Raw genomic sequence first — 26,408 nt, 5'->3', positions numbered from 1 at the left:
AGTACTCCCTCCACCCTCACCCACAAACTTACCAATCTTTATGAAATGATAGAAATTAGCACCCGAAAGTCCTTTTCTTACACAACGGTCTAAGAGCGGTCAGAGCTGCATCTATTACCGGCATTAGACTAGTGGTGTCCTCTGGTGGTCCCGGTGTGTGCCCAGCAGGGGCTATGCTGTGGGGCATTTTGTAGCGGTCTTATTCTTCGTACCTTTGCCGGATAATAAACAAAGAATACTTATTTGATGAGTGTAAGTCATACCGAGGGCACCTTCGATATGCTCGCCAAGACGATGGCGGGCCTGGAGGATATCCTCTGTAAAGAGCTGGAAGCCCTGGGCGCGTCTGATGTTAAGCCGGGGCGTCGTATGGTTGCTTTTAGGGGCGATAAGCGCCTTCTCTACAAATCCAATGTCCATCTGCGCACCGCTCTGAGGGTGCTGGTCCCGATTGATCAATTTGAGGCTACTAATGCGGACGAGCTCTACGAGCATCTGCATAATGATGTGAACTGGGGGGACTTCCTAGAGCCCAATAGCTCTTTTGCCTTCGACACGGTGGTCTACTCGGATGTCTTCACCCACAGCAAGTTTGTCGCCTACCGCGCCAAGGATGCGGTGTCGGACTTCTTCCGGGAGCATGCCGATCGTCGCCCCAATGTCGCGGTGACGGATCCGGACGTGCGCTTCCACGTCCATATCGCTGACACGGTGGTCACGCTGGCGCTCGACGCCTCCGGGGAGTCGCTCCATAAGCGGGGCTACCGGGTGGCGCAGGGACCAGCACCGATCAGCGAGGTGCTGGCAGCGGGGATCCTGATGCGTGCCGGATGGGATGACAGCTGCGTCCTGCTGGACCCGATGTGTGGCTCGGGGACGTTCCTGACTGAGGCGGCCCTGATGGCAGCGCATGTGCCACCGGGTATCTTCAGGGATCACTTTGCCTTTGAGCGGTGGCTCGACTTTGATCGGGCGCTACTCGATGAGGTGCTTGAGGACTGGGATGAGGTGGAGCCGAAGCATAAGATCTATGGCTCGGACATCAATCCTAAGGCGATCGCCATCGCCCGGACGAATATCCAGCGTGCAGGCGTGCAGAAGTACATTGACCTCAATGTCTGCCCTGTCGATGCCTATACGCTCGACAACCGACCTGCCGACACCGGGCTCATCGTGATGAATCCGCCTTATGGGGAGCGTATGCGCCCTGAGTCGGTCGAGGGGCTGTATGGCTCCATCGGCTCGACGCTTAAGCACGCCTTCTCGGGCTGGAAGGCGTGGATCATCTCCTCGGGTCAGGAGGGATTTGACGCTGTGGGGCTGAAGCAGTCCGTAAGGCAGGAGCTGTACAATGGCTCCCTCCCGTGTGAGCTGCGTGGCTACGAGCTCTTTGCAGGGAAGCGTGACGAGCATCTGCAGGAGCTGTCGGATGCGGGAGAGCTGGAGCCTCTCGAGGAGCGTGGTTCATTCTATAGAGAGCAGGAGGACTTCCGTCGATCGATGACTGGTTACCGTAAGGATGATCAGACCTTCGACAGCGACCGGGAGCGTCGTCCGCACCGGAGTGGCAAGCCCTATGGGAAGCGTCCCGCTGGTGATGGCGAGCAGTCAGAGGATCGTCCGCGTCGCTTCGAGCGTCGCCCGTATAGGGGTCGGGATGGCGAGCAGTCGGAGGATCGTCCGCGTCGCTTCGAGCGTCGCCCGTATAGGGACCGGGACGGTGAGCAGTCGGAGGATCGTCCGCGTCGCTTCGAGCGCCGTCCGTATAGGGATCGGGATGGCGAGCAGTCGGAGGGTCGTCCGCATCGCTTCGAGCGCCGCCCGTATAGGGATCGGGATGGCGAGCAGTCGGAGGATCGTCCGCATCGCTTCGAGCGCCGCTCCGGTGGGGAGGGCTTCCGCCCTCGTCGCTCTGACCGCAGAGACGACAGACAGCCTGCCTTCCGCGCGAAATTAGGCGATGATGATCGTCAGGAGCGTCGGCCTCGACGCTATGATGACCGTGAGGAGCGACCCCGCTCTTTCCGCCCCCGTCGCCGAGAGAAGGACTCGGAGGAGTAAGATAGGAGGCAAGCCTCTTTTATCCATAAAAAAAGGAGATCTGATCACACGTGGATCAGATCTCCTTATATTACATGGTATACCAGCCGGTCAGACGAGGTGTCCGAGTAGGGTGGCGCTGGTGACGTCGTCGATGTGGCAGCGGACCGTGTCACCGAAGTGTATGCCCTCCTTTTTGTCAAAGACCACCACCTTGTCCTGCGAGGTGCGGCCGGAGAGCTGGGCTCTGGATCGCTTGGAGAAGCCCTCCACGAGGACCTCCACATCCCGACCGACCTGTCGCCTATTCGACTCCTCAGAGAGTCGGCGCTGCAGGTCGATCATACGGCTGAGCCGGTCGATCTTGACCTCCTCGGGCACATCGTCGGCGAGGTACTTGGCAGCGTAGGTGCCGGGGCGCTCCGAGTAGTAGAACATGTAGGCGCTGTCGAAGGGGACCCACTCCATCAGCTCGAGGGTCTCGCAGAAGTCCTCCTCCGTCTCGCCACAGAATCCGGTGATCATGTCGGTGGTGATGGCGCAGTCGGGGAGGATCCGGTGGATCGCCTCGACTCGCCTCTTGTACTGAGCGACGTCATACCCGCGACGCATCCGCTTGAGTACGGCGTCGGATCCACTCTGGAGGGGCAGGTGGATATGGCGACAGATATTGGGATGCGCTGCCATGGCGTGGAGGGTCTCATCGGTCATGTCCATGGGATTGGGTGACGTGAAGCGGATCCGCATCTCAGGGGCCCGATCGGCAACCATACTGAGGAGACGTGGGAAGTCGGTCGTCTCTCCTGCCTCGTCCGTGTAGGAGTAGGCGTCAACCGTCTGTCCGAGGAGCACCACCTCTCGATAGCCCATCTCCCGCATCATATCGAGCTCGGTGAGGATGCTCTCCACCTCCCGGCTCCGCTCCCGCCCCCGAGTGTAGGGGACGATGCAGTAGGTGCAGAATTGGTCGCACCCTCTCATTATAGATAGGTATCCTGAGATGTGGACCCCGGGGAGCTTTACCGGCACGATGTCGGCGTAGGTCTCGGAGCGGGAGAGGGTGACATTGACTGCCGGCTCACCCGCCTCGGCGGCGCTGACGAGATTGGGTAGGTCTTGGTAGGAGTCGGGCCCGGCGACCAGGTCAGCGTGATGCTCGGTGATGAGTGCCTCCCTCACATTCTCCGCCATACAGCCCAGCACACCGATGACGATAGGGCGGGCGAGCCTCTCCCGCAGAGCTCTCAGCTGGGAGAGGCGGGTATAGATCTTCTGCTCCGCATTCTCTCGCACAGAGCAGGTATTGAGGAAGATCGCATCGGTTTGGTCGATCTCCTCAGTCATCTCGTACCCTATGGTCTGCATCACAGCGCGTATCACCTCGGAGTCAGCGACATTCATCTGGCAACCATAGGTCTCTAAGTATAGGTATTTCGTTGTCTGCATCTTATAGCGTCTCTTTAGCGACCGCAAAGGTACGAAAAAGGGTGGGGGGCTTAAACCATTCCGCCCTTTTGGCATCAGACGCATAGGAGAGTTTTGTGGATTGTGTTACTTTTGCTTAAATTTGGATCGTAATCACTGACATAGACGTGCCTGAGACAATGTACAAGCTACTGATCATCATCGCTTTCATCGTAGTGAGTAAGCTCCTCTCCTCTCCGAAGCGCGATCGGACGAGGACGGGAAAGCCGACTCAGGAAAAGGTCAGGGGCAAGGCCGGGGAGGGTAAGGAGGTGGAGTCGGGTGGTCTCTGGCAGACGCTGAGCGAACTCCTTAAGCCCGCAGCTGCGCCCGCGAAGCCTCATCGGAGGAAGCGGACAAAGCAGATGCCACCGGTACTTACGGTCGTGGACGAGATGAGAGGACCTGCTATGACCCCGGCCTCCACCGACACGACGATGCGGATGAGGGACTACCACAGCACGCTCAGGCCGAGCGAGTATATCCTACGGCGACGTCAGGATGAGATGGAGCACCTCTCCCACTCAGTGGCTAACGAACCAGAGGAGTGTCTCGGGAGCAAACTCTTCGACACTGAGGATAGGAGCCAGACCCTCCGCGATGCGATCCTGAGAGCAGAGATCCTGAGACGGAGAGGGGCTTAAGTCTCGTAGGAGGAGTGCCAGAGCCTGATTTGGTCTCTCATTTGAGCGATTGGACAGCGATTTTGATGAAATAAGATTTTATTTACTACCTTTGTATCGAAATGGCAGGTAGTCCTCAGGCTGGCTCTTGACTGAGCGGTGCGAGAAGGCCTAACCAATATAGATAACATACATTATTAATATACACTAACGAACTTAGGAAATTATGAGAAAGACTCTTCTTACTCTCTCCGCAGTTGCTGCAGGCCTCATCGGCATGTCAGTAAACGCACAGGAGGTTAAGTCCAACGAGGAGTACCTCGCTGAGACCCCCGCCAACAAGGTGGCTTTTGAGCCCACCAGCAGCCACTGGTTCATCCAGGCTCTCGGTGGCATCAACGTCCCCTTCTACACTCACTGGAAGGATGGTGCTGTCGTAAAGGCTCAGAGAGACGCAGCCTTTGGTGACAAGTTTAGCTGGAGCGCCGGCATCGCTGTAGGTCAGTGGCACAACCCCTACTTCGGTACCCGTCTGGCTATCGACTACAACAACATCAAGGCCTTTGGTGCCGCTAAGCCTATCGAGCTTCGCGCCATCAACCCCCACTTTGATTTCCTCTTCGACATCACCAATTACTTTGCTCCCTACGATGCCAATCGTGTCTTCCACGTAGTGCCCTACCTCGGTCTGGGTTACTTTGGCTCCAACATTATGGGTGTGGATCAGAAGGCATCTGATGAGAATTTCAAGGCTATCTTCACTGACACTAAGGTGAATGGTGCTAAGGATCAGTTCTTCGGTGAGATCGATCACGCTATCTCTGCCAACCTCGGTATTGACTTCAATATCAACTTCACCCCGCGTGTGGCTCTGACCATCGCTCCCCAGGCTACTTTCGTACCTGGCTTTGGTCATGGCGACATCATCACCGGTGTTCGCGGTGGTCTTACCTTCAACGTAGGTGACGTAGAGTTCAATGGCGTACAGCCTATGGACTGGGATCTCGTTAATGGCCTCCAGAGCCAGCTCAACGACCTCCGCAGCCAGAATGCTGAGCTCAGCAAGCGTCCCGTACGCTGCCCTGAGTGCCCTGAGGTAAAGCCCGCTGCTGTAGCTCAGAGCTATGAGAATGTCGTTTACTTCCGTATCGACAGCTCTAAGATCGACAAGAATCAGGAGATCAACCTCTACAACACCGCTGAGTACGTAAAGGCTAACAACACCCCGATCACCGTTACCGGCTACGCAGACGTACAGACCGGTACCTCTGACTACAACATGCAGCTCTCTGAGAAGCGTGCCCGCAACGTTGCTGACAAGCTCATCAACGAGTATGGTGTACCTTCTGAGCTGATCACGATCGACTACAAGGGCTCTGACGTACAGCCCTATGACATCAACGCCTGGAACCGCGTAGTCATCATGAAGAGCAAGTGATCTGATCCCTTAGGGAACACTCACTAATCTATCGAGAGGTCTCACAGGATTGCCTGTGGGACCTCTCTTCTTATCTGGGGACTCAAAAAAAGTGTCTCCGTAGTCTACATTTTTAGTCCTTAATAGATAGAAAGAGACCCGGAGAGACCATAGGAGACAATCCCCTTATGTGGAGGTGGTATATTTGCGTCACTGAAGCTCTCGGAGAAGTTAAGTGCCCTTATCTCAGCCAAGACGACACTGTCACTGCCTTGGATCATTGGGAAAATAGCTACATTTGACACTGTATTGGGCTATTGTGATAAAGCGTTAGTCTATAATATGTGGTACGCAAAGACAACATCGTCATGAATGGAGATAATGGCAAGCTGCTGATCTATCAGGTGCTACCCCGGCTATACGGCAACGTGAGCGGGAAAAATCGCCCCGGTGGTTCAATAGAGGAGAACGGTTGCGGTAAGCTGAGTCACGTCACCCACGAACGACTCGCGGACCTCAGAGGTCTGGGCTTTACTCATATCTGGTACACCGGTATCCTCGAGCATGCCACCACCACCCCTTACCCTGGGATCACGCACGATCACCCCGATGTAGTGAAGGGGCGTGCCGGTTCTCCCTATGCGATCAAGGACTACTACGATGTGGATCCCGACTTGGCCGATGACTCGGCTGCGAGGCGGGACGAGTTTCGCCGGCTGGTGGATCGGACGCACGCTGCCGGACTGGGAGTGATCATCGACTTTGTCCCCAATCATGTCGCTCGGCAGTACCACTCGGACTGCAGACCACCACTGGAGGAGGACTTCGGGGAGCAGGACGATCGGGGTATGCGATTCCACCGGGACAACAACTTCTACTACCTCACCGATCAGATGTTAGTGATCGGCTCAGACTACGGACCTGAGCCAACCGCCTACTCGGAGTATCCCGCACGGGCGACGGGCAACGATGTCTTCCACGCTCAGCCTACTCGGGACGACTGGTACGATACGGTGAAGCTCAATTATGGCGTCGACCCCGACACCGGTGAGACACACTTCGAGGAGCCGGTCCCTGACACTTGGACCAAGATGTACCATATCCTCTACTACTGGTCTGTGCTCGGTGTCGATGGCTTCCGCTGCGATATGGCGGAGATGGTGCCGGTCCCCTTCTGGCGCTGGGTCATCAGAAAGCTCCGTCCCGACTTCCCGCAGTTGCTCTTTATCGGCGAGATCTACCAGCCGTGGCGCTACAGGGAGTATCTGGATGCGGGGCTGGACTACCTCTACGACAAGGTCGGTCTCTACGACACCCTCGTGGGGGTCCTCAAGGGAGAGCGCGCTGCCTCCGACATCACTTCCGTTTGGCAGTCGCAGGAGGGGCTGTCGGGGCTGATGCTCCACTTTATGGAAAATCACGATGAGCAGCGGCTCGCCAGCGACTTCATCGTCGGCACGGGAGCCAAAGGGATCCCTGCCGTAGCGGTCTCCGCCCTGATCGACGGCGGACCGATGATGATCTACTTCGGGCAGATGCTCGGGGAGCATGGTATGGATGAGGAGGGCTTCTCAGGACGAAATGGCCGGACCACGATCTACGACTACTGGTCGATGGAGTCGATGCGGGCACTACACCACCCAGTCCTGCTGTCGGAGGAGCAGCAGGAGCTCCGAGAGCGGTATCGTCGCTTACTGGAGGTGGCTCGTTATCCGGTCTTTCATCACGGGCTCTTCTTTGACCTCATGTACGCCGTGAGTGACAGGCTGGACCCCTGTAAGCAATATGCCTTCCTCCGCTACAGACCGGGCAGGCTCGCACTCGTCGTGGCGAACTTTGCCGACCACTCCGTCGACCTCGCGCTACCGATCCCGGAGCATGCCTTTGAGACCCTTCGCTGTCCCCAGGGGAAGAGCTGTCGCCAGCTGGATCTCGGCACCGGTGAGGAGGTGGTGGTGACCTTAGAGAGCGACCGACCATACCGCATCAAGGTACGCCCACACGACTACAGCGTCCTCCTCTTTAGCCCGCTCAGCCCCTACTTCCCCGAGTGATATGGATCAAGACATCGAGAGTTACTTTGAGCAAAAAGGGGTCAAGCCCACCGCCAATCGCATACTTGTGCTGAAGGCACTGCGTGGCGAGGAGCACCCGGTAACGCTGACGGATCTGGAGCTGACACTTAGTCCGATGGACAAATCCAGCATCTTCCGTGTGCTGACGCTCTTCCTGGAGCAAGACATTGTCCACGCCTTTGAGGACGGTCGCGGTTTGCTCAATTACGAGCTCTGTGGCAGCGAGGGTCCATGCGACCGGCAAGACGAGCACATCCACTTCTACTGCGAGTCGTGTCGCCAGTCCTTCTGTATGGAGGACCTCCCGCTGCCGGCGATGGAGCTACCGGAGGGCTATACGCCCCACTCGCTCTCCTTTGTCATCAAGGGCGAGTGCCCGAGGTGCCGTCGTCAGCACGAGAGCGACTGATTAGGCGGTTTTCGTAGCGGTCTACCCTTTGTCCTCTTTTGGATAAAGGGTAATCGCCTTATCGGAATGAACGTAGATAACATAAAAAATAAGTATCTTGCGCCTCTGTTTCTACACCGATTTTTCCACTTATTTTATGATGAATCGAAGACTTTATATACTCTTTTCACTCCTTCTGATGACCGCCCTCGCCATGGTGGCGAGGGCTCAGTCAGGAAGTGAGCGCCGGGTCATTACCGGTCTCGTAATCGAGGCGAATGGGGAGCCAATCCCCGGCGCCACGATCTACGCCCCGGAGTCCTCCAAGGGGGCGATCTCGAAGGTAGACGGCTCCTTCAGCATAGAGGTCCCTGTCGGTGAGAAGACCCTCTCCATCACTTATGTAGGGATGTCGACCGTGGTACTCAACCTCAAGCCGGATAAGTCCTACTACAAGGTCACCCTCTACGAGGATGTGGCCAAGCTGGACGAGGTGGTGGTCACCGGCTACCAGACGATCTCTAAGGAGCGGGCGACCGGATCCTTTGCGATCATAGGCAAAGACGATATCAGCAAGAAGCTTGACACCTCACTGCTTAAGAGGCTGGAGGGAGGCATCGCCGGACTGCAGTCGCGCGGGGGGAGTGAACTCCAGATCCGCGGTGTCACCTCTCTCAAGGGCACCTCCATGCCACTGATCGTGGTGGACGGGATGCCGCTTGAGGGAGATCTCTCGAGCATTAATCCCGCCATGATCGAGCGGGTGACGGTGCTTAAGGATGCGGCCGCCGCATCTATCTACGGCGCACGAGCTGCCAATGGCGTCATAGTCATCAATACCGTGAGTGGCTCTAAGGAGGGCGGCTTCAGCCTTACCTATGACGGCACAGTGGAGGTGACGGCGAAGCCCTCGTATGACTACCTTCACCGTCTCTCCTCTGCTCAGCTCGTCGATCTATCGGAGTATGTGATGGAGAGTCAGTTTTCAGGAGTAACCTGGTCCGCCCTCTCATCGCTGAGACAGTCGTATCCCTACTTTATGGAGCTATACTCTAAGCGCACCGGGGGGCTGATCACCGACGCAGAGTATCAGGCAGAGCGTAGTCGACTGGCAAGCTACAGCAATACCGACGATATAAGGGATGCGCTTCTTCGTACGGGGCTTATGCAGACGCATAATGTCAGCATGATCAAGTCTGGGAAGGGTAATCGCTTCATCGCCTCGGTCAATTATGCCGGTAACCACCCGACGGATGCCCTGTCACGTGATCGATCGATAGGTTTTTCGCTCCGTAATCTGATCGACTTCTCTGACCGTCTCTCTAGCGATATTTCCGTGTCGGGTAACTATGGGCGATCCTACTCAGACGATGGTTCGCCCAGTGCGCTCAGTCTCCTTTATAGCCTTCCCTCCTACGTCCCCATCGTGGACAAGGGATCCTATCTGAGTCTCCCTACGGAGCGCAGTGAGCACTCCAAGGCTGATCTCCTGGCGAAGGGGCTGGAGAGCGAGGAGTACAATCCTCTCCGTGATCGTAGCTTGGAGTGGTCTCGAGGGGAGAGTAACTACACGCGCATCAATGCAAAGCTGTCCTATAAGCTGCTCACCGGTCTGACGCTTGATGGCCAGCTACAGGTGGAGAAGGGAGCCAAATATAGTAAAAGCTATTTCGACGCCACCTCCTACATGGTCCGGGAGATGCGTAATAATGCCACCGTCATTGAGAATGGCGCATACGTCTCCTATATCCCCAAGGGAGGTCAGCTTAGCGAGACGAGGAGTGGGATGACCGGCTACACAGCGCGGCTTCAGGCCAATTACGACACAAGCTTCGGCGATGACCATCGACTGACTGCCCTCGCCGGTACGGAGTGGCGCAGGATCCACTCCACCTCCACCTCGTCCTACCTAATGGGCTACGACGATATTTCTTTGGGATCGGTACCCTATGACGCCGGTAAGCTTGCCAATCTCTCTGGGACGATGTCGATGAGCGGTCGCTTTACCTTCCCCTCCAATCACTACAATCGGGTGACCGACCATGACGATCGCTTCATCTCGATGTACGCTAATTTCTCCTACGACTACCTGGATAGGTATAATCTCACCGGAAGTGTCCGCATCGATCAGTCCAATCTCTTCGGCACCGATCCGAAGATCCAGTACAAGCCACTCTGGTCTCTCGGTGCCGCCTGGGCGATGCATAAGGAGGACTTCATGAAGGAGGTGACCTGGGTCGATCGTCTTACGCCCCGCCTTACCTATGGTATCGGCGGAAATATCCCTAAGGTCGGAGGTCCCTATATGATCGTCCAGACCGGTCAGTATGGAGAGATGAACCGCCTGCCCGGCAGTACCATCCAGACACCGCCCAATCCCTCCCTCACCTGGGAGCGGACAGCGACGCTCAATCTCGGTCTCGACTTTGCCATCCTCCACAACCGTATCAGCGGATATATCGACCTCTACGACAAGGCGACGAGCAACCTCCTCGGTACCCGCTCCGCTGACCCCACCCTCGGATGGGCTAACCTCCTGATGAACTATGGCTCGATGAATAACCGCGGTGTGGAGCTGACTCTCCATACCATCAATCTCCAGAGCCCGGACTTCCGCTGGAGCACGGACTTTACCTTTGCCTACAATCGCAACAGGATCCTCGATGTAGACGAGCCGAACAAGAGCGTCAATAAGTACATCATGAGTGACTATGGTGTGCAGGCCTCCGGGTATCCGGTCAATAGCCTCTTTGCTCTCCCCTGGGCCGGACTCTATACCACCGACGAGGAGGGCAATCGGATCGAGCAGGGACGCCCGCACGTCTATACCACCACCCCTGATGGTAAGAGAGTGGCGGTCACAGAGACGGAGCGTATGGAGGATCTGATCCACGTCGGTACGCTCACCCCGGTGTGGAATGGCGGCCTCACGAATACTCTTGAGTACAAGGACCTGTCGCTCTCCTTTGCCTTCGTCTACTATGGCGGTCATAAGTTGCGCCAGGTGGTGGCTCCCTACCTCTCCGGACTCAATTTTGTCACTGCCGGGACCAATACGGATGCCGACCTGATCCACGCTTGGCGTAAGGAGGGCGATGAGGACAACCCCCTCACCACACCTCTTTTCTCAGGAAATGATCCCACCGATGGCGAGAAGGCTTCCTGGTACGGCGCTGACAAGCACGTCCTCTCCGGGAACTATATCCGTCTGAGAGATGTGGTACTCGCGTACAGACTGCCAGTGACGCTTCTCCGATCGGTGCACCTGACCGATGTGACGCTACGTCTCCAGGCCAATAACCTCTGGTACTATGCTGCCAATGGTAAGGATATTGATCCTGAGGCTTACTCCTTCGGGGTGGGGACACCGGCACGACTGCCACAGGTGCCTGCTTCGTTCTCCTTCGGACTCTCACTTACGCTCTAACCTATCGACTCGTAACGTATGAAAGTGATATACAAAACACTCGCCCTCCTTGTGCTCTCGCTGATGCTCTGCGGCTGCAAGGACTTCCTCGGGAATGTCCCCAAGGGCTACCAGATACCGACTAAGGTGGAGGAGTATGAGCTGCTACTCAATGACGACAAGCTGACTTCCCTTGCCTCCTCCGAGTATGATCTGATGGCGGATGAGATCTATGTGCCTGCCGCACTTAATGAGGAGCTCTACTACCAGACGACGCTGAAGAATATGACCCCTGTCTGGAGGCGCATCTATCTCTACCAAGCACCTTTCTATGGTCCTGACAAGCCGGATGGCAATTACGAATCAGCCTACAGTAGGATCTTTACCTACAACTCCATTCTCACCGGACTGAAAACAGCCTCCGGAGACGAGACAGAGATGTCTCGAGTCCGTGCGGAGGCACTTGCCGGTCGTGCGCTGGAGTACTTGACCCTCGTCGGTATCTACGGTCCGTCGTATGACAAAGAGCGTGCTGCAGAGACTAAGACGATTGCTCTGCTCACCGACAACGACATCAATCATAAGGATCTCTCGCCCGCTACTCAGGAGGAGGTCTACCGCCAGATCATCGCAGACCTGACGGAGGCACTGCCTGCACTGCCCGACCAGCCCTCCGGTAATGCGTACCGTATGAGTAAGGGCGCTGGCTACGGCATCTTCGCTCGCGCCGCCTGGCAGATGAGGGACTACGAGACAGCGCTTAAGTATGCCCGTAAGGCACTGGAGACTAAGAGCGAACTGGTAGACTACAAGTCGCTTGACTTTAACGAGGGAGAGTGGCAGGCCGGGGTGCGCAATAACTACCCTGAGGCTCTCGTCAATACGGAGAACATCCTCATTCGTCATCTCTCGCCTCTCGGTGGTCTCGATGAGTATGTCCTTGTCAGTCATGAGACTATTGGTCTCTTCGAGGGAACAAAGGATCGACGCCGTGAGCTCTTCATCACGAGTGTACCTGGAGGAAGTGCTGAGAGTTGTCCTCCGGGAGAGCTGGTCTGGAACCCTGCCATCCGCCCCAATGTCGGCATCTCCACCCCTGAGATGTACCTCATTGCCGCAGAGTGCGAGGCTCGGGTCGGCAGCAGAGATGAGGCACTTCGTCTCCTCAATCATCTGCGCGACTACCGCATTGTGGACAATAAGCCCCTCCGGATCAGTGACAAGACCGAGCTCATCCGGGCGGTGCTTGATGAGCGGCAGAGAGAGTTCCTCTTCCGTGGCATCTTCCGCATCGTCGACCTGAAGCGACGCGCTCAGGATCCCGACTTTGCCGTCACCGTCACCCACTATGACGAGCAGGGCAACCCGGTCGTTGCCTCGCCCTCCTCACCGGACTACCTGAGGGTGCCACTTCCCGCCAAGGTACTTGCCTTCTGGGAGCATCAGAAGTAACATCAAGGTGGTCATACTACCTATGGATGAGGAGACCTCCGGGCTATTGGATGTCTCCTCATCGCATAGGTGGGCCTAGGTGAAGTGGCGGGGTGATCCTGTGAGCAGCCCTTCGAGGAGGACTCCATCTCGAGGAGGCGGGAAAGGATGACAAAAAGGGTACCTTTGTGGCGAAAATACGAGGACTATGACAGCTGTATATCATACGGTGACGCTTGACAATGGCTTGCGGTGCGCTCTCCTGCCCACCCGGAGCCGAGTGGTGTGGTGTGGCTTTGGGATCCACTCCGGGAGTCGAGACGATCCTGAGGAGTTGCCGGGGCTTGCCCACTTTGTCGAGCACACCATATTCAAGGGGACGATCCATCGCCGTGCGGATCACATCCGCAATCGGATGGAAGTGGTGGGTGGCTCCATTGACGCCTATACCACCAAGGATGAGACGGTCGTCTATACCGTCGGTCCGCGAGGCGAAGTATCCCGCGCCGTGGAGCTGCTCGGAGACCTGATCCGGCACAGCACCTTCCCTGACAAGGAGCTGGAGCCGGAGCGGGGCGTGGTCCGCGATGAGATCAACCTCTACCGGGATACGCCCTCGGACCGGATCTTCGACGAGTGGGACGAGCGCTTCTTCCGTGATCGGACCCTCGCCCATCCCATCCTCGGTGATACTCGGAGCCTTGATCGGATGCGGCGGGAGGATCTGCTGAGCTATGCGGAGCGCACCTTTCGTCCCGAGAGACTCCTCTTCTTCGTGATGGGGCAGGTGACGCCTAAGCGCTTCGAGGAGCTCTGTCGCCGGTATCTCTCGGAGCCTTTCTCCTCCGAGGTGAAGCCCTCTACTCGTCCGGAGCTGTCGCTTCCCATAGCCCTTGCCGACGAGACGCCCTACATCGTCCACAGCCGCACCCACCAGGCGCATACGCTCCTCGGTGGTCTCGGTGCCACCTACAATGACCCCGACCGAGCCGCGCAGAACCTCCTCCTGCAGCTCTTGGCCGGCGATGGGATGAATACCCTCCTGAATGTCGAGCTTCGGGAACGCCGCGGCTGGGTCTACAATGTCGAGGCCTCCGTCACCTGCTTCCCCGACGTGGGCTGGTGGCAGATCTACTTCGGCAGCGATGATGACCATGCGGAGGAGGCGCTGCGTATCGTCCTCGAGGAGCTTGATCGCCTGATGCAGGAGCCTCTCCGTGAGCAGGTGCTGAGAGCGTGGAAAAAGCAGACGAAGGGGCTTGCCCTCGTCTCCTCCGAGCAGTCGGAGTCCACCTTCCTCTCCTTTGGTCGCCAGATGCTCCTCCGTGGGCGGTATGAGACGCTGGAGGAGTACTTCGACCGCATCGACTCGGTCACGACGGAGAGCCTGATGGAGATGGCTCGTCGCCTTTTTACCCACCCATTTACACTCATATATAATGGTAAGAAATAAGCTAACCCTTCTCCCCTGCCTCCTGAGCCTGATCTTGATGTCCGCCTCCTGCGGGGGAAAGAATGAGAGCAGTCGCGAGACCACCACTGAGGGTGAGACCCGGGTGGTGGCGGAGACGCCCTTCTCAGCCGACTCCGCCTACGCCGCTGTGGCGCGTCAGGTCGCCTTTGGTCCCCGTGTGCCCGGGAGTGAGGCGCATAAGCAGTGCGCTGCCTTCCTCTCGGCGGAGTTGGCCCGCTATGGTCTCGACGTGATCGAGCAGCCGATGACCCTGACCGCCTACGATGGCACCCGGCTGGAGTGCGTCAATATCATCGGTCGGTATCGCCCCGAGGCATCGGAGCGGATCCTGCTCTTTGCTCACTGGGACACGCGTCCCTATGCAGATGCGGAGAGCGACCCCGCCAAGTGGCACACCCCGATCGATGGTGCCAATGACGGCGGGTCGGGCGTCGGTGTGCTGCTGGAGATCGGGCGGCTCCTGCAGACGAAGGGGCTGCGCGAGGGGCTGGGCGTGGACATCATCTTCTTTGACGCAGAGGACTATGGAGTGCCACAGTTTGCCGAGTATGACGGCGACACGGAGAAGACTTGGGGCCTGGGTGCTCAGTACTGGGCCAAGAATCCCCATACGCCCGACTACCGAGCCGACCTTGGCATCCTCCTCGATATGGTCGGCGGTGAGGGGGCGGCATTCTATCGCGAGTACTTCTCGCAGGAGAGTGCCGGTCGCGCTGTGACGGAGGTGTGGCAGACGGCCCACGACCTCGGGTATGGGAGTTACTTCCACAACGCTGTGGGGGGTGGCTTGGTGGATGACCACGTCTTCGTGATCCGTCACCGCCGCATCCCCTGCCTCGACATCGTCGACTACGACCCGGCACGTGCGACGGGATTTCCTGCCACCTGGCACACCCTCGATGATACCATGGAGCACATCAGCCGAGAGACACTGCAGGCGGTAGGCTCCACGGTCTGGACTGTGTTGACGAAGAAATGAATGAGTAGATAAGTGAGAGAAAAAATGACTATCAACGAGATACAAGACGAGATCATCGGCGACTTTGAGCTCACCGATGACTGGATGGAGCGCTACGAGATGATCATCGAGATGGGGAATGACCTCCCACCCTTCCCCGATGAGGAGAAGACTCCCGAGCATATCATCGAGGGGTGCCAGAGCCGCGTGTGGGTGGTGGGTCACCCTCAGCCTGATGGGACAATCCACTACGAGGCGGACTCCGATGCCATCATCGTCAAGGGGATCATCGCCCTCCTCCTCCGTGTCGTCGACCGACAGTCGGCAAAGGAGGTGGCTGAGGCTGACCTCTACTTGATCGACAAGATCGGGCTGAAGGAGAATCTCTCCCCCACGAGATCCAATGGTGTCCTCGCCATGATCCGCGACATCAAGCTCATCGCTGCCGCCTCTCTCGTCAAGTAAGGTAATGAAGATCATAGCCGAAGCCTCCATCCCCTATCTCAGAGGGGTGCTGGATGAGTTGGGTGAGGTCCGCTATCTCCCCAATCCTGAGATCACTCCTGAGACGGTACATGATGCCGACTGGCTCATCGTACGGAGCATCACGAAGTGCACTCGAGAGCTCCTCAAGGGCTCCTCCGTCAAGCTCATCACCTCCGCCACGATCGGCATAGACCACATCGATACCGACTACTGTGCGGAGGCGGGGATCGCTTGGTACAATGCCCCCGGCTGCAATGCTCAGTCAGTAGGTCAGTATGTCGGCTGCTCACTTGCCCGCTGTTGCAGCGAGAAGGGAGGTAGCCTTGTGGGCAAGACCTACGGCATCGTCGGTGCCGGTCATACCGGTATGGCGGCAGCGCACTACGCTAAGGTGCTGGGTATGGAGGTGCTGCTCAATGATCCTCCGCGAGCAGACGAGGAGGGTAGGGGGAAGTTTGTCTCCCTCCAGACACTGGCCGATGAGTGCGACTACATTGACCTGCATGTCCCGCTCACCTATGACGGTGACTATCCCACCTACCACTTGGTGAACAGCACTTTTATCAAGAGTCTTCGCCGGATGCCTGTCCTCATCAATGCCTGTCGCGGTGGGGTCACGGACACATCCGCTCTGCTGATGGGACTGCGAGATCGCCGTCTCTCCAACGTCATCATCGACTGCTGGGAGGGGGAGCCACATCCCTCACCGGAGCTGGTGGAGGTGGCCTGGCAGGCGACGCCGCACATCGCCGGCTTCAGTGCGGATGGCAAGGCCAATGGCGCCCGAACCTGCCTCCTCTGGGGGCTTCGCTTCTTTGGCCTCACCTCGAGCCGTGTCGATAAGATCCGCCCCGAGCCACCGGTGAATCCCCTCATTGATCTCAACGACTTTGAGGAGGGTAAGCGCATTTGGGGGGCGATGCTCCGTACTTTTGATCCCAAGAAGGTGGATGAGGAGTTTCGCCGGAGATACGACACCGACTTTGAGGCGATGCGGAGCGAGTACCCCTTCCCGCGCGAGCCAAGGGCCTATGTGGTCACCAACTATCGTCCCGAGGAGGGACAGATCCTCTCAGCGCTTGGCTTCGCCCTCCGCCCGTAAATAAGGTCTGGCTGGGGGGGAAAATAAAAAACGCTCTCGCCGCGAGGAATAGATTACCCTCGGATGAGAGACAAATCTAATACCGATATTAGGCGCGTCTAATATCGGTATTAGATTTGTCTAATATCGGTATTAGTTAGACTGCAGTTTTGGTGGGTTTTGTGCCCTCCTCGTCCCCGGACTGCAGGTGACATCGTCCTCTTTTGCATTCTATAAGAATAGGATGTGTCCACAACTCACAGAAATAAGGTAACTTTGCCCGAAGTGACCGGACTCCCTCTTGCCCATCGTGCGCAGGGGAGGGTCACTCCGATGATATTCAGTAGATAAACCAAGTCACAGGACCCATGTCTATACGTAGCCGAAAGCCGGTCGGACCGGTCACAGCTCTTCTCTTGATCGTAATGCTCCTATACTCCTGCAATCAGGATATGGGAGACTATGTCCGTCCGGTCTATACCGACTACACGGTTCCGGGTCAGGTGCTCCTCACCTTCCCTAAGGTCAATGGTAAGCAGCTCCCTGCAGCCCGCTTCAGCATTGACCACATCAACCACCGGATATACAATAAGACGCCCCTCCCCTATGGATCGGAGATTGACTCCGCCTACCTCTCCATGGCCGTGAGCAACCAGCTCAAGGTCACGCTCCGTAACCTGAGCACTGACAAGAGGGTCGCGTGGAATATGGTCGGCAGCGACACGACGCTGATCAGCTTCAAGGGCGGACGGATGGAGCTGACGATCCAGACGGATAAGAAAAAGGACAATCAGTCGGTCACTTACGACTTCCGTGTACTCACCTATGGGTACGACCCCAATAAGATCGTCTGGACCGATATGTCCAATGGTCTCCCGATAGCGACTGAGGAGACCCGCATGGTCGTCCTGCCGGGTGACAGACGCTACCTCCTTAGTCGGCACGGGAGGGAGACCTCTCTCCTTGAGATCTCGACCCTCGACCCGCTCGTCATACGTCAGGTCACGGAGGCCCACCTGCCTGAGGGCCTGAGGCCTTATACCGCCTACACCTCGCCTAAGGGCGATACTTGGGCGCTTGATGCCGAGGGACACCTCTTTACCTCCACCGATCTCGTGACGTGGCTCCCCGCCACTCCTGCAGGTGTTACGGTGACGCAGCTCCTGAGTGTCAGGACTGGGGCGGTCTATATGGTGGGAACTGAGGATGGTAAGGCCTACTCGATCTATCAGCTCGATAAGCAGAGTAAGGTCACATCAGTGGTCGAGCAGGTGAGGGAGATGTTCCCGGTCCGCGACAGCTATGTCTATGAGTATGAGATCGCCTCGACGCCTCACATGCTCCTCTTCGGTGGTTCGCTTGCCTCCGGTCTCCCCATCAGCACCGGCTTTTTCTCCTCCGACTTAGTGGAGTGGGGCGCGCTGCCCTCCAAGGTGGTCTACCCCTACAAGGGTGCTCTCTATGTCACCACGGCCGACCGGGAGACGCTCTATCGTATCGGTGGGGTCTATGATAAAGGTCCTCAGTCTACTATCTACAAGAGTGACGACAATGGGGTCACCTGGACCCGGATGGACACCGAGAAGGCTCCGGGTAAGGACTTCCTCCCGATCTCTCATGCAGGTGGATACTACTACGAGTCGCCTAAGGGGGAGAGTCTCTTCATCTTCGGTGGCCGAGTGGGACACGACGGAGAGCCAACGCGCCGTGTCTGGCGCGGGACGATCGATCGCTCCGCCGGCATCATCAATGATTTCACTCAGAAGTAAGACATACGTATGTCCTCTCCCGCCGATACGCTCTTAGCTCAGCTCGACCCTGATCGCATCCCCGCTCACGTTGCCATAATTATGGATGGCAATGGTCGCTGGGCTCGTGAGAGGGGTCTCGAGCGAAGAGACGGACATCGTGCCGGTGTGCAGTCGGTCAGTCGCATCGTCCGTGCTGCTGCCCGCTGCGGGATACGCTACCTGACGCTCTACACCTTCTCCACAGAGAACTGGCGCCGTCCCAAGGCTGAGGTCGATGCGCTGATGACCCTGCTGGTCCGCTCTGCGGTAGAGGAGCTCGCCACGCTGGAGGAGAATGACGTCCGCCTGCGTACCATCGGGGACCTCGAGGGGCTGCCCGAGGAGCCGAGGGAGGCTCTTATGGGGCTGGTGGAGAGTACGAAGTCAAATACCGGCATCACTCTCGTGCTTGCCGTCAATTACTCCTCACGCTCCGAGCTGACCAGGGCTTTCAATAGGCTCCTGAGTGAGCGTCACGGAAGTGTAGAGCCCATCACACCGCATGACATCTGCACGCACCTCGACTTGCCCGACCTGCCGGATCCCGACCTACTGATCCGCACCGGTGGGGAGTGTCGGGTCAGCAATTACCTCCTCTGGCAGCTCGCCTATACCGAGCTGTATTTCTGCGACTGCTACTGGCCTGACTTCGATGCAGCAGACCTCTACCGTGCCATCATCGACTATCAGTCTCGTCAGCGACGCTTCGGTCGCACCGGCGATCAGTTGATCGATGTCGACTGCGGTGATAAGACCTCCGACCACTCCTGATGATCTCCACGCATCGCTATATATCTCCTTCCCGGGAAGAAACGCTTCATCCTAACGCATGAATATCCTACCCTCACCGCTTCGCTGCCTATTTCCTATGACAAGAAGCCTGAATACCACACCCTCACGGCTGCTCGCCCTCTTTGCCGCTCTGCTCGTCAGTGGCGTCGCCATGGCACAGTCGGAGCACACGATCGCCTCTTCGGACAGCCTGGCAGCTCTGCCGGATGTCTCCTACACCCGCCCTGTCTCGAGAGTGATCGCCGGACTGAGGGTGGTCGGCAATGAGAGCTACGAGGATGTGGTGGTGCGCAACGTCTCCGGTCTCCGTGTCGGTCAGCGGGTTACCGTGCCGGGTGAGGAGATCAGCCAAGCGGTACGCAACTATCTCCGCAATGGACTTTTCTCCAATGTCCGCATCGATGCCGACCGCATGGAGGGGGACTCGGTATGGCTCTCGATCCATATCACTGAGCGGCCACGCCTGACACGCTTTGAGATAAATGGGGTGAAGAAGAGCGAGGAGAAGGATCTCCGCACTGGTCGGCTCCAGCCACTCGCACAGGGGACCTTTATCACTCCTAATATCCTCGACCGATCCGAGATAGAGATCAAGCGCTTCTACGACGCCAAGGGATTTAGCAACATCGAAGTACACACCTCCGTCCTCGAGGACAACTCTCGCCCCGGCTATGTGGTGGTGATCTTTGATGTCAATAAGAATGCGAAGACGAAGATCTCGACCATCAACTTCATCGGTAACGAGATGCTGAGCGACAACGCCCTGAGGCGCGCCATGAAGAAGACGAATGAGGTCTTCAATCTCTCCAAGCGCCCCTGGAGCAGTATCCTCGAGATCTTTGGCACCAAGAAGTATGTCGAGAAGGAGTACAAGGAGGACCTGAAGAATATCCTCAAGGCCTATCACGCCAAAGGCTACCGCGACGCAGAGATCCTGCGGGACACGATCTACAAGGCGGACGACGGGAAGAAGATCAATATCGACATCGAGGTCTACGAGGGACCGAAGTACTACATCAAGGCGATCAACTTCGTCGGCAATACCAAGTACCCGACCCTCCAGCTCCAGCAGGTCCTCGGCATGCGACCCGGCGATGTCTACAATCAGAAGAAGCTGATGGAGCGTATCTCTCAGGATGAGGATGCGGTCTCCAACCTATACTCCAATAACGGCTACCTCTTTGCCTACATGGTCCCCGTGGAGACCGAGGTGAAGGGAGACTCCGTTGCCCTCGACATCCGCATCCACGAGGGCAAGCCGGCGACGATCAATAAGGTGGCGATCCGAGGCAACTCGCAGATCTACGATGAGGTGGTTCGCCGTGAGCTCTACACAAAGCCGGGCATGCTCTTCAATCGTGACTACGTTATGCGCTCCATGCGTATGATCGCTCAGATGGGCCACTTCGACCAAGAGAAGATCGTACCAAATATCGTCCCTCACGAGGAGAACGGTACCGTGGACATCGAGTGGCAGCTCACACCGAAGTCCAATGATCAGGTCCAGCTGTCGATGGGATGGAGCCAGACCGGCCTACTGCTGATGGCGGGACTGAAGTTTACCAACTTCTCCCTCCGCAACCTCCTGGATCGCTCCACTTACCACAACTTCCTCCCCCGTGGTGACGGACAGACGCTCTCGCTCAATGTCCAGACTAATGCCCGCTACTACCAGAGCTACGGCATCAGCTTCATGGATCCCTGGTTTGGGCGCAAGCGCCCCAATATGTTTAGCGTCTCGGTCTCGTACTCCCGTCAGACAGACATCAACCGCCGATTCTACTCCGGTCAGCAGCAGAGTCTGATGAATAGCTACGGCGGCTATGGATACGGCTATCCCGGAGGCTATGGCTACGGCATGGGCTATCCGGGTGGTTACGGCTACGGTATGGGCTACCCCGGAGGATACGGCTACGGAGGCATGGGTGGTTACGGCATGGGGTACTACAATCAGTACTACCGCGAGGCGATGACCAACCTCTATGAGCGCGCTCTCGACCCGGATAAGACCCTCGACATGCTTCGCTTCAATATCGGCTACGGTAAGCGACTCACCTGGCCGGATGACAACTGGCAAGTCTCCCTCGGGCTTACCTACAATATGTACCGGATGCACAACTGGGGCTCCTACTACTACAGCTTCGGTATGGAGAATGGTGTCGCCAATGACATCAACCTCTCGCTCAATCTCTCACGCTCCTCGATCGACAACCCGATCTACACCCGTCGAGGCTCCAGCTTCGCCTTCGAGGCGCAGTCGACCCTGCCGTACTCCCTCTGGGACGGTGTCGACTACTCCGACCCGAAGCTCTCCGATGCCGACCGCTACCGCTTCATCGAGTACTATAAGGTGAAGGGCAAGGCTCAGCTCTTTATCCCCCTTATGGACCCGATCAATACCAAGCGCACCCCCGTCCTGATGGCGAGTGCAGAGTCCGGTACGATCGGCTCCTTCAGCCCCTATAAGCGCTCTCCCTTCGGCACCTACTATATGGGTGGTGATGGTATGTCCTCCTACTACGGGTACCTCAATGAGATGATCGGCCTCCGCGGCTACCGCAACGGCTCCATCTCCGGTGCCAGCGGGCGCGGTGCCTATGTCTACTCCAAGGTCTTTATGGAGCTCCGGTATCCGGTGATCTTTGAGAATCAGGCGACGATATGGGTACTCGGCTTTGCTGAGGCCGGTAACGCCTGGGAGTACCAGAAGGACTTTAACCCCTTCCAGCTTAAACGATCTGCCGGTCTGGGCGTCAGAATAATGCTACCGCAGCTTGGTCTGATGGGTATTGACTGGGGCTACGGCTTTGACGCCCCGGACGGAACCGCTCAGATCGGTGGTAGCAACGTCCACTTCGTCCTCGGTCAGCAATTCTGATCCCCGGGCGTTAGATACAACCTACATTAAGACAGTAAGCATTATGAAAGAGATAAGAAAAACGGCTCTCCTCGCACTCGTTGCCCTCGTGGCATCGGTCGGGATGACGCTCCCCTCTCGGGCGCAGGACTACATCACCTACGCTCTGGTGGATATGCAGTATATCCTCTCCAATATCCCTCAGTACAAGGAGGCAACAGAGCAGCTCCAGGAGACTGCCAAGGGCTACACCGCCGAGGTGAAGAAGCTCCAGGATCAGGCAGGTACCCTCTATGCCGACTACCGCAAGCAGATGGGCTCCCTCTCCGCTGACCAACGCGCATCTCGCGAGAAGCAGATCGTCGAGGTGGAGAATCGCGCCGCCGAGCTACAGCAGAAGTACTTCGGTCCCAAGGGCGAGATGGCGAAGCTCCAGGAGCAGCGCATCAAGCCGATCCAGGACAAGGTCTACGAGGCGATCAAGCTCTACAGCCGCAAGTATGGCGTCTATATGGTCCTCGACCGCGCCTCCGGTATGGGTACCATCGTCTATGCCGATCCCGCCGCTGATATCAGCAATGACATCCTGAAGATCCTTGGCATCTCTGTGAAATAACGTACCTTTGTGCGTCCCATAATCCTGAATATAAATCAATAACGTAAGATACATTTTCATGAAAAGAACGTTTCTCATCCTCTGTGCCGCGCTCCTCTTCCCCATCTTTGCCGGTGCTCAGAGCCACAAGATTGGTATCGTAGACTCTCAGAAGGTACTCAGCGAGATGCCTGAGATGAAGTCCATGCAGTCTGAGCTCGACAACCTTGCCAAGAAGTACGAGGATACCCTCGTGCAGCTGCAGAAGGAGTTTCAGACCAAGTACCAGGACTTCGTCAAGGAGCAGGAGACTATGGTCGAGTCCATCAAGAGCCGTAAGCAGCAGGAGCTGGAGGACCTCTCCAAGCGCATCCAGGACCTCAATAACGTGGCCCAGCAGGATATGCAGAAGAAGCAGGTAGAGCTCTTCGCCCCCATCCAGACCAAGCTTCGTGAGGCGATCAATAAGGTCGGCAATGATGGTGGCTTCACCTATATTATGGACGCCAGCCAGATGCTCTATGTCGGCAACGGCAGTGAGGATGTCACCTCTCTCGTGAAGTCTAAGCTCGGTCTCTGATAGCAATCCGAGCTCACCGCTCGCACCTTCACACGAAGGTCACACACTGATAAGTCATCCCCGATAGGTCACACACCTCTCGGGGATGTTTTTTTTGTCCACGATGCAGCTGACCCCGATCGCTCCACCTCCTGTGGCGGAGGGTGAGACCGGACGATCGAAAATCACTAAATTTGCCGTAAGACCCTGAGGGAGGGTCCTCTCATCACAGAATAGAATAACTGATAGTAGGCTGCTAACCATGGCAAAAGTGAAGGAGACACCGATGATGTCTCAGTACAACCGGTTTAAGAGGAAGTACCCAGACGCGATACTGCTCTTCCGCGTCGGGGACTTCTACGAGACATTCTCCGATGATGCCGTCACCGCTTCCCAGCTACTGGGGATTACTCTGACCAAGCGGTCCAATGGTGGCGCCTCTGAGGTCCCTCTCGCCGGCTTCCCTTACCATGCACTCGATGTCTACCTGCCTAAGCTGGTATCGCAAGGGAAGAGAGTCGCCATCTGCGACCAGATCGAGGATCCCAAGCTCACCAAGACCCTGGTAAAGCGGGATGTGACGGAGCTGGTGACGCCGGGACTGACGATGGAGGATACGGTGCTGGATGCCGGGGCCAATAACTTCCTCGGTGCCTTGGTGTCGAAGGGCGGGCGCACCGGTGCCGCATTCCTTGATCTCTCCACGGGCGAGTTTTGCACCGCTGAGGGTGTTGAGGAGGATGTGGCGAAGATGGTCGTCTCCTTTGGTCCCAAGGAGATCCTCCTGGAGCGGGGGCGCGAGGCATCGGTGGCTGCCGCCATGGGGGAGCAGTGGCACTACTACCCCCTTGAGGACTGGGTCTTCACCGTCGACTACGGCAGGGAGCGGCTCGAGAGGCACTTCAATACCCGCACCCTTAAGGGCTTCGGCATAGAGGAGAAGCCACTCGCCATCATCGCCTGCGGGGCGATCCTTTACTACCTCGAGGCGACGAAGCACACCCAGCTGAGTCATGTGACGACGCTTCACCTGATCGAGGAGGACCACTTCGTCCGGCTGGACAATTTCACTCGTCGCAACCTTGAGATCATGCGCCCGCTCACGGAGGACGGCTCCTGCCTCCTGCAGGTGCTGGATCATACGCATACCCCGATGGGTGGCCGTCTGCTGAAGCGCTGGCTCTCCTTCCCACTCCTTGACCTGCATGAGATCGAGCGACGCCAGACCTGTGTGGCTGCCTTCTTTGGGCAGTCTGAGCTGACCCGTTCGGTGGCGGATCACTTGGCCGGCATAGGTGACCTGGAGCGACTGGCAAGCAAGGTGGCAGTGGGTCGCATCTCGCCCCGTGAGCTACTCCAGACGGCAGCCGGGCTGCGACTGATACGCCCGATGATGAGTCTCCTCACCGACTCAGGTGAGCAGGCACTCTGCGAGCTGTCCCTCAGGCTCGACCCGGCGGAGGAGTTGGCATCAAAGATCGAGCAGTCCATTGACCCCGACGCCCCGGCACAGGTGGGGAAGGGAAGGGTGATCCGTGCCGGCGTGAGCAGCCGTTTGGATGAGTTGCGTGCCATCGCCGGTGGGGGGAAGAAGTACCTCCTCGAGATGCGCGAGCGGGAGAGCCGTGAGACCGGGATCCCATCGCTGAAGATTGCCTTCAATAACGTCTTTGGCTACTACATCGAGGTGACCAATGCGCACAAGGATAAGGTGCCGGAGGACTGGATCCGAAAGCAGACCCTAGTCAATAGCGAGAGATACATCACCCCGGAGCTGAAGGAGTATGAGCAGAAGATCCTCGGTGCTGAGGAGCGGATCAGCATCCTCGAGGCAGAGCTTTACCAAGATTTGATCCGGGAGGTGATGGGGCATATCCGCGTCCTGCAGAGCAATGCAGTGGCTCTCTCCGAGATCGACGTGCTGAGTACCTTTGCTTACGATGCGGTTACATACGATTACCACCGTCCGGCGGTGGACCGAAGCGCCGTCATTGACATCAAGGAGGGGCGCCATCCCGTGATCGAGCGGATGATGCCTCCGGGAGAGGAGTATATCCCCAATGACGTCTTCTGCGACCCGGAGACAGACCAGATCATGGTGATCACCGGACCCAATATGTCGGGCAAGAGCGCTCTCCTGAGGCAGACCGCCCTCATCGTGCTGATGGCTCAGGTGGGCTCCTTTGTCCCGGCACGTGAGGCACGTCTCGGCATCGTGGATCGGATCTTCACCCGCGTGGGGGCGTCGGACAACATCTCGCGTGGCGAAAGTACGTTTATGGTCGAGATGACCGAGTCGGCGATCATCCTCAATAACATCACACCCAATAGTCTCGTCCTCGTGGATGAGCTGGGACGCGGCACCTCTACCTACGATGGCATCTCGCTGGCACAGGCGATCGTGGAGTATCTGCACAATAATCATCGGGCTCACCCTAAGACCCTCTTTGCCACCCACTACCACGAGCTAAACGAGCTGGAGGGTGTCCTGCCGAGGATCCGAAACTATAATGTCTCTGTGAAAGAGGCCGATGGCAAGGTGATTTTCCTTAGGAAATTGGTCCCCGGAGGCTGCGAGCACAGCTTCGGCATCCATGTGGCACGGATGGCGGGGATGCCGCGCGAGATCGTGAGCCGGGCTGAGGAGATCCTCAGTCAGCTTGAGCGCAAGGCGGGACACGGATCTCCATCATCCGTTGCCGCTGACGAGACCACCGATGGTCCGATGAAGCTCAGCTTCTTCCAACTCGACGACCCGACCCTCTCCGCAATCCGCGATGAGATCAAGGGGCTCGACATCGACAACCTTACCCCCCTCGAGGCTCTCAATAAGCTCTCTGACATTCGCCGCTTGATAGGGATGAAGTGACCTCGTGAGGTTACTCCCCAGCCCACATAATGGACTTTGATAGACCATTTGTATCACTGTAAGAGCTGACTTTTCAGGCAAACTTTCGCAAGAAATAAATTAT

18 protein-coding genes are annotated in these 26,408 nt (G+C 57.3%); 17 read left to right on the top strand and 1 reads right to left on the bottom strand.

Annotation, left to right across the window (positions count from 1 at the left end; translation table 11 throughout):
- Positions 1 to 246: 246 nt before the first annotated feature.
- Complete coding sequence (locus AC1EKE_RS03255) at positions 247 to 2,061, top strand: THUMP domain-containing class I SAM-dependent RNA methyltransferase (RefSeq protein WP_480308173.1); 1,815 nt, start codon at positions 247 to 249, stop codon at positions 2,059 to 2,061.
- A gap of 90 nt (positions 2,062 to 2,151) precedes the next feature.
- Here AC1EKE_RS03255 and miaB read toward each other — a convergent pair whose 3' ends face one another.
- Positions 2,152 to 3,486: a tRNA (N6-isopentenyl adenosine(37)-C2)-methylthiotransferase MiaB gene (gene miaB / locus AC1EKE_RS03250; protein WP_480308171.1), complete on the bottom strand. Its 1,335-nt coding sequence runs from the start codon at positions 3,484 to 3,486 to the stop codon at positions 2,152 to 2,154.
- A 146-nt stretch (positions 3,487 to 3,632) separates the two neighbouring features.
- Between miaB and AC1EKE_RS03245 the strand changes: the two genes are divergently transcribed.
- From AC1EKE_RS03245 to mutS, 16 genes are all read left to right on the top strand, one after another.
- Complete coding sequence (locus AC1EKE_RS03245; RefSeq protein WP_480308170.1) at positions 3,633 to 4,148, top strand: hypothetical protein; 516 nt, start codon at positions 3,633 to 3,635, stop codon at positions 4,146 to 4,148.
- 205 nt (positions 4,149 to 4,353) lie between these two features.
- Positions 4,354 to 5,565: an OmpA family protein gene (locus AC1EKE_RS03240; RefSeq protein WP_480308169.1), complete on the top strand. Its 1,212-nt coding sequence runs from the start codon at positions 4,354 to 4,356 to the stop codon at positions 5,563 to 5,565.
- Positions 5,566 to 5,912: 347 nt separating this feature from the next.
- Complete coding sequence (locus AC1EKE_RS03235; protein WP_480308264.1) at positions 5,913 to 7,598, top strand: alpha-amylase family glycosyl hydrolase; 1,686 nt, start codon at positions 5,913 to 5,915, stop codon at positions 7,596 to 7,598.
- Between the two features lies 1 nt (position 7,599).
- Complete coding sequence (locus AC1EKE_RS03230; protein ID WP_296158796.1) at positions 7,600 to 8,028, top strand: Fur family transcriptional regulator; 429 nt, start codon at positions 7,600 to 7,602, stop codon at positions 8,026 to 8,028.
- Between the two features lie 139 nt (positions 8,029 to 8,167).
- Positions 8,168 to 11,434, top strand: a complete 3,267-nt coding sequence (locus tag AC1EKE_RS03225; RefSeq protein ID WP_480308167.1) for a SusC/RagA family TonB-linked outer membrane protein — start codon at positions 8,168 to 8,170, stop codon at positions 11,432 to 11,434.
- An 18-nt stretch (positions 11,435 to 11,452) separates the two neighbouring features.
- Positions 11,453 to 12,865, top strand: a complete 1,413-nt coding sequence (locus AC1EKE_RS03220) for a RagB/SusD family nutrient uptake outer membrane protein (protein ID WP_480308166.1) — start codon at positions 11,453 to 11,455, stop codon at positions 12,863 to 12,865.
- 187 nt (positions 12,866 to 13,052) lie between these two features.
- Entirely contained in the window at positions 13,053 to 14,297 is a 1,245-nt protein-coding gene (locus AC1EKE_RS03215) for a M16 family metallopeptidase (protein WP_480308164.1), read from the top strand.
- Positions 14,284 to 15,297: a M28 family peptidase gene (locus AC1EKE_RS03210; RefSeq protein WP_480308163.1), complete on the top strand. Its 1,014-nt coding sequence runs from the start codon at positions 14,284 to 14,286 to the stop codon at positions 15,295 to 15,297. The genes AC1EKE_RS03215 and AC1EKE_RS03210 overlap by 14 nt, the downstream gene beginning before the upstream one ends.
- 24 nt (positions 15,298 to 15,321) lie before the next feature.
- Positions 15,322 to 15,741 (top strand): SufE family protein, encoded by a 420-nt coding sequence (locus AC1EKE_RS03205; RefSeq protein ID WP_480308162.1) that lies wholly within the window; start codon positions 15,322 to 15,324, stop codon positions 15,739 to 15,741.
- Between the two features lie 4 nt (positions 15,742 to 15,745).
- Positions 15,746 to 16,864 carry an NAD(P)-dependent oxidoreductase gene (locus tag AC1EKE_RS03200; protein ID WP_480308161.1) on the top strand — a complete coding sequence of 373 codons (1,119 nt, stop codon included), beginning with the start codon at positions 15,746 to 15,748 and terminating at the stop codon, positions 16,862 to 16,864.
- Between the two features lie 347 nt (positions 16,865 to 17,211).
- Positions 17,212 to 18,612 (top strand): DUF6242 domain-containing protein, encoded by a 1,401-nt coding sequence (locus tag AC1EKE_RS03195; protein WP_480308160.1) that lies wholly within the window; start codon positions 17,212 to 17,214, stop codon positions 18,610 to 18,612.
- Positions 18,613 to 18,621: 9 nt separating this feature from the next.
- The gene (uppS, locus tag AC1EKE_RS03190) at positions 18,622 to 19,404 is read left to right on the top strand and encodes a polyprenyl diphosphate synthase (RefSeq protein ID WP_480308159.1); all 783 of its coding nucleotides are present in this window, start codon (positions 18,622 to 18,624) and stop codon (positions 19,402 to 19,404) included.
- A gap of 97 nt (positions 19,405 to 19,501) precedes the next feature.
- On the top strand, positions 19,502 to 22,303 hold the full coding sequence (gene bamA, locus AC1EKE_RS03185; RefSeq protein WP_480308158.1) for an outer membrane protein assembly factor BamA: 2,802 nt from the start codon (positions 19,502 to 19,504) through the stop codon (positions 22,301 to 22,303).
- Between the two features lie 43 nt (positions 22,304 to 22,346).
- Positions 22,347 to 22,898 (top strand): OmpH/Skp family outer membrane protein, encoded by a 552-nt coding sequence (locus AC1EKE_RS03180; RefSeq protein ID WP_480308156.1) that lies wholly within the window; start codon positions 22,347 to 22,349, stop codon positions 22,896 to 22,898.
- 58 nt (positions 22,899 to 22,956) lie between these two features.
- The gene (locus tag AC1EKE_RS03175) at positions 22,957 to 23,457 is read left to right on the top strand and encodes an OmpH/Skp family outer membrane protein (protein ID WP_296158626.1); all 501 of its coding nucleotides are present in this window, start codon (positions 22,957 to 22,959) and stop codon (positions 23,455 to 23,457) included.
- A 241-nt stretch (positions 23,458 to 23,698) separates the two neighbouring features.
- Positions 23,699 to 26,305 carry a DNA mismatch repair protein MutS gene (gene mutS / locus AC1EKE_RS03170; RefSeq protein WP_296158625.1) on the top strand — a complete coding sequence of 869 codons (2,607 nt, stop codon included), beginning with the start codon at positions 23,699 to 23,701 and terminating at the stop codon, positions 26,303 to 26,305.
- The last annotated feature ends 103 nt before the right edge of the window (positions 26,306 to 26,408 follow it).

The organism is Porphyromonas sp. C0041D3 (genome assembly GCF_056590575.1).
Note: the sequence above shows the minus strand (reverse complement) of the source record. Positions and strands in the feature narration are given on the sequence as shown.